Origin of the sequence: Mesorhizobium sp. M7A.F.Ca.CA.004.06.1.1 (assembly GCF_003999135.1) — a bacterium.
Lineage (GTDB): Bacteria > Pseudomonadota > Alphaproteobacteria > Rhizobiales > Rhizobiaceae > Mesorhizobium.
This window is the reverse complement of record NZ_RZPQ01000344.1, coordinates 1-6,076: the sequence shown is the minus strand read 5'-3', so window position 1 is coordinate 6,076 and position 6,076 is coordinate 1. Positions and strand designations below refer to the sequence as shown.

General features: G+C 64.9%; 8 protein-coding genes. 5 read left to right on the top strand and 3 right to left on the bottom strand.

Features of this window, described 5'->3' with window-relative positions:
- The coding region (locus tag EN906_RS19850; RefSeq protein ID WP_164777249.1) for a helix-turn-helix transcriptional regulator at positions 1-703 on the top strand (703 nt) is incomplete at its 5' end.
- Between the two features lie 72 nt (positions 704-775).
- On the opposite strand, the gene EN906_RS19845 is transcribed toward EN906_RS19850, so the two are convergent.
- The 3 genes from EN906_RS19845 to EN906_RS19835 form a co-directional block, all read right to left on the bottom strand.
- Positions 776-1,582: a YiiX/YebB-like N1pC/P60 family cysteine hydrolase gene (locus EN906_RS19845; protein ID WP_127269745.1), complete on the bottom strand. Its 807-nt coding sequence runs from the start codon at positions 1,580-1,582 to the stop codon at positions 776-778.
- 81 nt (positions 1,583-1,663) lie between these two features.
- Positions 1,664-2,596: a CHAD domain-containing protein gene (locus EN906_RS19840; protein ID WP_127268426.1), complete on the bottom strand. Its 933-nt coding sequence runs from the start codon at positions 2,594-2,596 to the stop codon at positions 1,664-1,666.
- Positions 2,593-3,066, bottom strand: a complete 474-nt coding sequence (locus EN906_RS19835) for a CYTH domain-containing protein (protein WP_127268427.1) — start codon at positions 3,064-3,066, stop codon at positions 2,593-2,595. Before EN906_RS19835 ends, EN906_RS19840 begins: the two co-directional genes overlap by 4 nt.
- Before the next feature lie 90 nt (positions 3,067-3,156).
- On the opposite strand from EN906_RS19835, the gene EN906_RS19830 reads away from it, so the two are divergent.
- The 4 genes from EN906_RS19830 to EN906_RS19815 all read left to right on the top strand — a co-directional run.
- Positions 3,157-3,843, top strand: a complete 687-nt coding sequence (locus tag EN906_RS19830; protein WP_127268428.1) for a CerR family C-terminal domain-containing protein — start codon at positions 3,157-3,159, stop codon at positions 3,841-3,843.
- A 13-nt stretch (positions 3,844-3,856) separates the two neighbouring features.
- Positions 3,857-4,810: an HlyD family efflux transporter periplasmic adaptor subunit gene (locus EN906_RS19825; protein WP_127268429.1), complete on the top strand. Its 954-nt coding sequence runs from the start codon at positions 3,857-3,859 to the stop codon at positions 4,808-4,810.
- Complete coding sequence (locus EN906_RS19820; RefSeq protein ID WP_127268430.1) at positions 4,807-5,727, top strand: ABC transporter ATP-binding protein; 921 nt, start codon at positions 4,807-4,809, stop codon at positions 5,725-5,727. Before EN906_RS19825 ends, EN906_RS19820 begins: the two co-directional genes overlap by 4 nt.
- Positions 5,724-6,076: ABC transporter permease (locus EN906_RS19815; RefSeq protein ID WP_348629283.1), on the top strand; the 353-nt coding region annotated here is incomplete at its 3' end. The genes EN906_RS19820 and EN906_RS19815, both read left to right, overlap by 4 nt.

The window sequence follows — 6,076 nt, the reverse complement described above, 5'->3', positions numbered from 1 at the left end:
GGGCAGCGTGATGAAGCACCGCGGCCGCGAGGAGGCGGTCGGCAACGGCCAGGCGCTGATGATGAGCGGTGACGAGGTTGGCCTCAACCTGATCGGCGCCGGCGGGTTCCGCTTCATCAATCTTAGTTTTTCGCGCAAGCAGCTTTCGCCTCTGCTCGGCGATCCCGCAGCGGTCCTTATGCGGCCCTTGCCGACCCAAAGCGGGGCGATGCGGCTGTTGCTCGACTATATCAACTCGATCCAGGAGGTCGGAGACGAGTTGACTGCGGAGGCCTGTCACCTTGCGGCGACGCATGTCTTCGACCTTGCCGCACTCGCCATGGGCGCGACCAGGGATGCGGCCCAGATCGCACGCGGCCGTGGCGTCAGCGTTGCCCGCTTGCGCGCCATCAAGGCCGATATCGTCGCGCATGGTGGCCATGTCGACCTGTCGGCGCGGGACGTCGCCGCCCGCCACGGACTGTCGGCCCGCTATGTCCGCAAGCTGTTCGAGAGCGATGGCACATCCTTGATTGATTTCATGATGAACCAGCGGCTGGCGCGTGCCCATCGCATGCTTGGCGATCCGCGCCATGCCGGACGCAGCATCACCGCGATCGCCTACGAGGCCGGCTTCAACGATCTTTCCTATTTCAACCGGGCGTTCCGCCGCCGTTATGACGCCACTCCCTCGGACGTGCGCGTTGCGGCTTGCAAGCACTGACGCCAAAGCGCCGCCTGCCGGGCCGCGCTCCCGTGCCGTGCCGTCCATGCTGTTGGACTCATTTGATCGCGTCTATTCGGCGGCCTTTGCCCCGGGATCGGCAACCTTGTCGTCCCAGACCATCTGCCGGTAGTCGAAACCATATTCCAGCGTCGGTTTGACGATGCGGAAATAGGGCGACAGGTCGAAATCGCGCGGCGTGTAGAGCGAGTGGTGGCGGATGTGCAGGATTTCCTTGCGCGAATAGTTCGACTGCGCGGAGGCTCGGCCGGGCGCACGGGTGATTTCGGGCAGGATCGGATAGCGGATCTGGCCATAGGCCTCGGCGATCAGCGTCGAGCAGATCGCCCGTGTCGGGTCGCCGGAGCCGAAGGCCAGCATGCGGCGGCGCCAGCGCACCGGCACCGGCGGTGTGGGCAAGAAAAAACGCAGCATGTCGAAAATGTTCTTGAGGTCGTATTTCAGGCCGAGCCTGCCGATCATGAAGGCGACGACCTTGTCGCGATCCTCCGGCGCCAGCCCGCTCGCCCGGCAGATGCGGGTGTTGTAGGTGCGGTAGCGCGACAATGGCACGGCGACGCAGCCTTCGCCGATCGTGACCTCGATCAGGCGCGGCCGTTCCGAGCCGTCTTCCGGCGCGGGCAAGGCATCGCCGACATAGAAGGCCGCATGCGACCAGGTCGACTGGGTCAGGTACTTGATCGCCGCCGAGATCTTCTGATTGCCCTCGATCAGCAGGATGTCGCCCGGCTCAAGCGTGCGGCGCAGCGTTTCGGCATCGGACGGAGTGTAGGGCTCGTAGCCGGACGATTCTCCCTGCAGCCGGCCGGCAAGCCAGCGGCCAAGTCGATCCAGAAGCGTGTCGCCGGGCTCGGTCATGCCCCATGGCGATTAGCATGGGCGGGTAATGAGGGCTAGCGCACGCCTTCCTCCCCCGTCCGGAGCGCGAGGAAGAGCGTCCTACGATGCCGCGGCCTCTTCCGGCGGCGCAGCCAGATCGTCGCGCGCCTTGCGGGCCAGTTTGCGTGTCGAGCGTTTGGGATTGTCGCCGAACAGCTCGGCCGCTTCGGCCAGGCAGCTCTTCTTCAGCTGCTTCTCCGACCGCTTCAGCAGCTTGCCCAGAAGTTTCGTGTCCTCGGGCAGCCCGAGTGGCTGGTCGTCGGCCTCGAGCAACGCGCGCATCACCAGCACATCGTGCAGGTCGCCCAGCCGCTCGCCCAGTTCGTCGACCGCCTTGCGCCGGGCCTTGATCGGTGTCGGCCACAGCCTGCCGAGCAGCGACAGATGCATGCCGTGGGTCTTGGCCGCCTTGCGCAAATCGTGGAAATCATCGGCCGCGCCCCGCGATCTGGCCTTGTCGAGCGCCTTCCTGGCACGGCGCAGCGTGACGCGGGCACCTTCGGCAAGCACGTCGGCCGCCTGTTCCGGCTGGTCGGGCAAGGCCAACGCTTCGACGCGTTTGAGGCCATCCTCGCAAGCGGCGGTCGCCGCGCCGATCGCCGCCTCGAGCCCGCTGCCTTCGTGCAGTTCATGCTGGCGCGCGATCAGCCTGTCGCGCGCAGCAGTAAGCCCATCGTCGGCGCTCTCCTTGGGAAAGCTCGCCGCCAGCCGGTCGATGGTTTCGATCAGCGCTGTCGCCTCGCGCGGACCGGCAAGCAGGCCGGCTACATTGCGATAGCACTGGTTCTCGGTCTCGCAGAATGTTTCGTCGCCGGAACGAACAAGCCGCAGCAGGGCGCGGGCGCTCTTCAGCCGCTTGCGGCACTTGTGCAGCGCCTGTTCCGGCCGGCTCCGTGCGGCGTCAAGGTGATGCAGCGCCTTGCCGATTTCCTCGGCAAGGATACGCCTGACCTCGCCGGTCAGCGGCAGGCGCGGATCGATACGAAAGCTCATGCGGCGATCTCCGGTATCCCCCCAAGGGCGAGCGACGCGTTGTAGAATTTTGACTCGCCGGTGACTTCGCGGCCGAGCCAATCAGGCAGCATTTCGTCCGGCACGTCCTCCGGCGTCTCAAGTTCGGCGATCACAAGTCCCGCAAGCGGACCGCCGAAGACATCGATTTCGTAGAGATAGCCACGGTGCCTAACATGGTGACGTGTCTTCTCGATGACACGTCCGATGGCGAAGTCCAGCATCTCCACCGCCTCCGAGAGCGGGATCGAGTATTCGAATTCGTCGCGTTCGCGCGCCTTGCTGCCGAATTTGAGTGTCAGCTTGGCGGAACCGCCATCGCTGATGCGGATGCGCACCGTGCGCCCGGGGCCGGCAGCGAGATAGAACTGGAGAATGCGGATATTGGCCTCGGCCAGTTCCCGCCATGCGGTGCTGGTGACCAGGAATTTTCGTTCGACTTCCTTGCCCATGGCCGGGCACTAAAGCGTTTGCCGCCGTCGATGGCAAGATAATGACGAACAGAAGTTGACTTTAATCAATCGATTGATTAAACTGCGCTCATGGTCAAACTGCCTGAGCCCAAAATTCTTCGCCGCGAGCCCGCCGAGATGACGCGCGCGGCCCTTGTCCAGGCGGCGCTGAAGCTGTTCGGAAGGCAGGGCTTCGATGGCACCTCGACGCGCGAGATCGCCGCCGAGGCGCGAGCCAATATAGGCTCGATCGCCTATCATTTCGGCGGCAAGGAGGGTCTTCGCGCCGCTGCCGCCGACTTTATCGTCGAGACCATCCAGGGTGTAGCCGGTCAGGCGCTCGGCAATGTACAGGCGCCTGCGCCGGGACCAGCCAATCCGGAGGCGGCGCAAGCGCTACTCTTCGCGGCGCTGGAGCGGATGGTCGGCTTTGTCGTGGCCAGCCCGCAGGCCGGCGAGATCGTGCAGTTCGTGTTGCGTGAGCTTTCGCATCCGACGGCAGCCCTCGACCGCATCTATGACGGCGTCTTCGAGCCGACGCATCGCCGGCTGTGCCAGCTCTGGGAACAGGCGACCGGCGAGCCCGCCGAAAGCGAGGCCACAAGGCTCACCGTGTTCACGCTGATTGGCCAGGTCATCTATTTCCGCATCGGCCGCGAGGCGGTGATGCGCCGCATGGGCTGGAAAGACATCGGCGCCGCCGAGGCGGCCAAGGTGGTGACGGTCACATCGGGTAATCTCAAGGCCATATTGGCTTCCAAAAAGAGCAAAGCATGAAGGGGCAAAGACCATGAGCTTTCTGTGTTCGCTGCCGCTCGCCGCGCAGCTCTTCTCGGCCTGTGCCCCGGCTGCCCCGCTGGCCGTCGGCTATGTCGAAGGCGACTATGTGCTGCTGGCACCGATCGAGGTGGCGCAGGTCGAGACCGTCACGGTGAAGCGCGGCGACCGTGTGGTGCCTGGCACGACCGTGGTGACGCTGGAAAGTGCCGATGCCAAGATCGCGGTGGCGCAGGCGCAGGCCGGCCTTGCCCAGGCGCAGGCGCAGTTGGCTGACCTGCAGATCGGCAAGCGGCCGGAAGAGATCGCCGTGCTGAAGGCCGAGGTCGACATGGCCAGCGCCCAGGCCGCCGACGCCAAGCGCAAATACGACCGCGCCGCCGATCTGTTCAAGCGCGGCGCCGGCACGCAAGCCGATTTCGACACCGCGTCGGCCACGCTGGAAACGGCCAATGCGCAGGTCGGCCAGGCCAATGCCAATCTCGCCGTCGGCGGCCTGCCTGCGCGCCCTGAGACGATCAAGGCCGCCGACAATCAGGTCAAGCAGGCGCAGGCTACCTTGGAGCAAGCTCAGTGGCGGCTGTCGAAACGGGTGCTGGCAGCCCCTTCGCCGGGCCGCGTCAACGATGTCATCCGCAATCCGGGCGATACATCAGGTCCGACCGCGCCTGTGATCTCGATCCTGCCCGACGGCGCGGTCAAGCTCAGCGTCTACGTCCCGGAGAGCGCCTTCTCCTCGGTCAAGGTCGGCACCTTGCTCGGCGTCCATTGCGACGGCTGCGGCCCGGATGTGAAGGCGCGCGTCAGCTACGTGTCGCCCGATCCTGAGTTCACGCCACCGGTGATCTATTCGCTCGAGAACCGGCAGAAGCTGGTCTACCTGGTCGAGGCGCGGCCGGAGGGCGATGCCGGCCCGCTGCAGCCGGGCCAGATCGTCGATGTTGATCTCGCGGACAGTGCAAGATGAACGCCATCGATGTCCACGGCCTGGTCAAGGGCTTTGGCGACAAGACCGTCGTCGACCATGTGACGATGTCGGTCGCCGAGGGCGAGATCGTCGGCTTTCTCGGCCCCAACGGTTCGGGCAAGACCACCACCATCCGCATCATGTGCGGCCTGCTGACGCCGGACGAAGGCGAAGGCACGGTGCTCGGCTTCAACATCCGCACCGACAGCCTGCGCATCAAGCGTGAAGTCGGCTACATGACGCAGAAATTCTCGTTCTACGAGGATCTGACGATCGGCGAGAATCTCGAATTCGTGGCGCGGCTCTATCGGCTGAAGCCGGTCGAAGAGCATGTCGCGAGCACGTTGGAGGACCTCGGCCTGACGTCGCGCCGCAACCAGCTGGCCGGCACCTTGTCGGGCGGCTGGAAGCAGCGGCTGGCGTTGGCCGCCTGCATCATGCACAAGCCGAAATTGCTGCTGCTTGACGAGCCTACGGCCGGTGTCGACCCGAAAGCGCGGCGCGAGTTCTGGGACGAGATCCATCGCCTGGCCAGCGGCGGGCTGACCGTGCTGGTCTCCACCCACTACATGGACGAAGCCGAGCGCTGCCACCGCATCAGCTATATCTCCTACGGCAAGATGCTGGCCACCGGCACTGTCGCCGAGGTGGTGAGAAATGCCGGGCTGACCACGTTTGTGCTGCAGGGTCCGCGGCTCGATCAGGTCGCCGAAGCGCTTCAGGGCCGCTCCGGCGTCGACCAGGTGGCGCCTTTCGGCGCGACGCTGCATGTCGTCGGCTCCGACAAAAAGAAGCTCGAAGCCGCACTCGCCGACGTCGAGAAAGAGCACAAGGGCGTGAAAGTTTCGCCCGGCGAAACCAGCCTCGAGGACGTCTTCATCCAGTTCATGTCCGGCTCGAAGGACAACATGGCATGAACAGCGTCTTTTCCTTCGCCCGGCTTGGCGCGCTGCTGATCAAGGAATTCATCCAGATGCGGCGCGACCGCATCACCTTCGCCATGATGCTCGGCGTGCCGCTGATACAGTTGGTGCTTTTCGGCTACGCCATCAACAACGACCCGAAAAGCCTGCCGGCAGCACTCGTGGCGACGAGCAACGATCCCTACACGCGTGCCATTGTCGCGGCGCTGCAGACCACCGGCTACTATCGTTTCGACCATGTCGCGCAAAGTGCCGCCGAGGCCGAGTTCCTGATATCGCGCGGCGACGTCGCCTTCGTCGTCACCATCCCCGCCGATTTCGCCAGGAGGGCGGAGAGCGGCAG

Coding starts and splice junctions, on each gene's coding strand:
- EN906_RS19820 (WP_127268430.1), top strand. CDS start 4,807: ATGAACGCCATCGATGTCCACGGCCTGGTCAAGGGCTTTGGCGACAAG.
- EN906_RS19830 (WP_127268428.1), top strand. CDS start 3,157: ATGGTCAAACTGCCTGAGCCCAAAATTCTTCGCCGCGAGCCCGCCGAG.
- EN906_RS19840 (WP_127268426.1), bottom strand. CDS start 2,596: ATGAGCTTTCGTATCGATCCGCGCCTGCCGCTGACCGGCGAGGTCAGG.
- EN906_RS19845 (WP_127269745.1), bottom strand. CDS start 1,582: ATGACCGAGCCCGGCGACACGCTTCTGGATCGACTTGGCCGCTGGCTT.
- EN906_RS19835 (WP_127268427.1), bottom strand. CDS start 3,066: ATGGGCAAGGAAGTCGAACGAAAATTCCTGGTCACCAGCACCGCATGG.
- EN906_RS19825 (WP_127268429.1), top strand. CDS start 3,857: ATGAGCTTTCTGTGTTCGCTGCCGCTCGCCGCGCAGCTCTTCTCGGCC.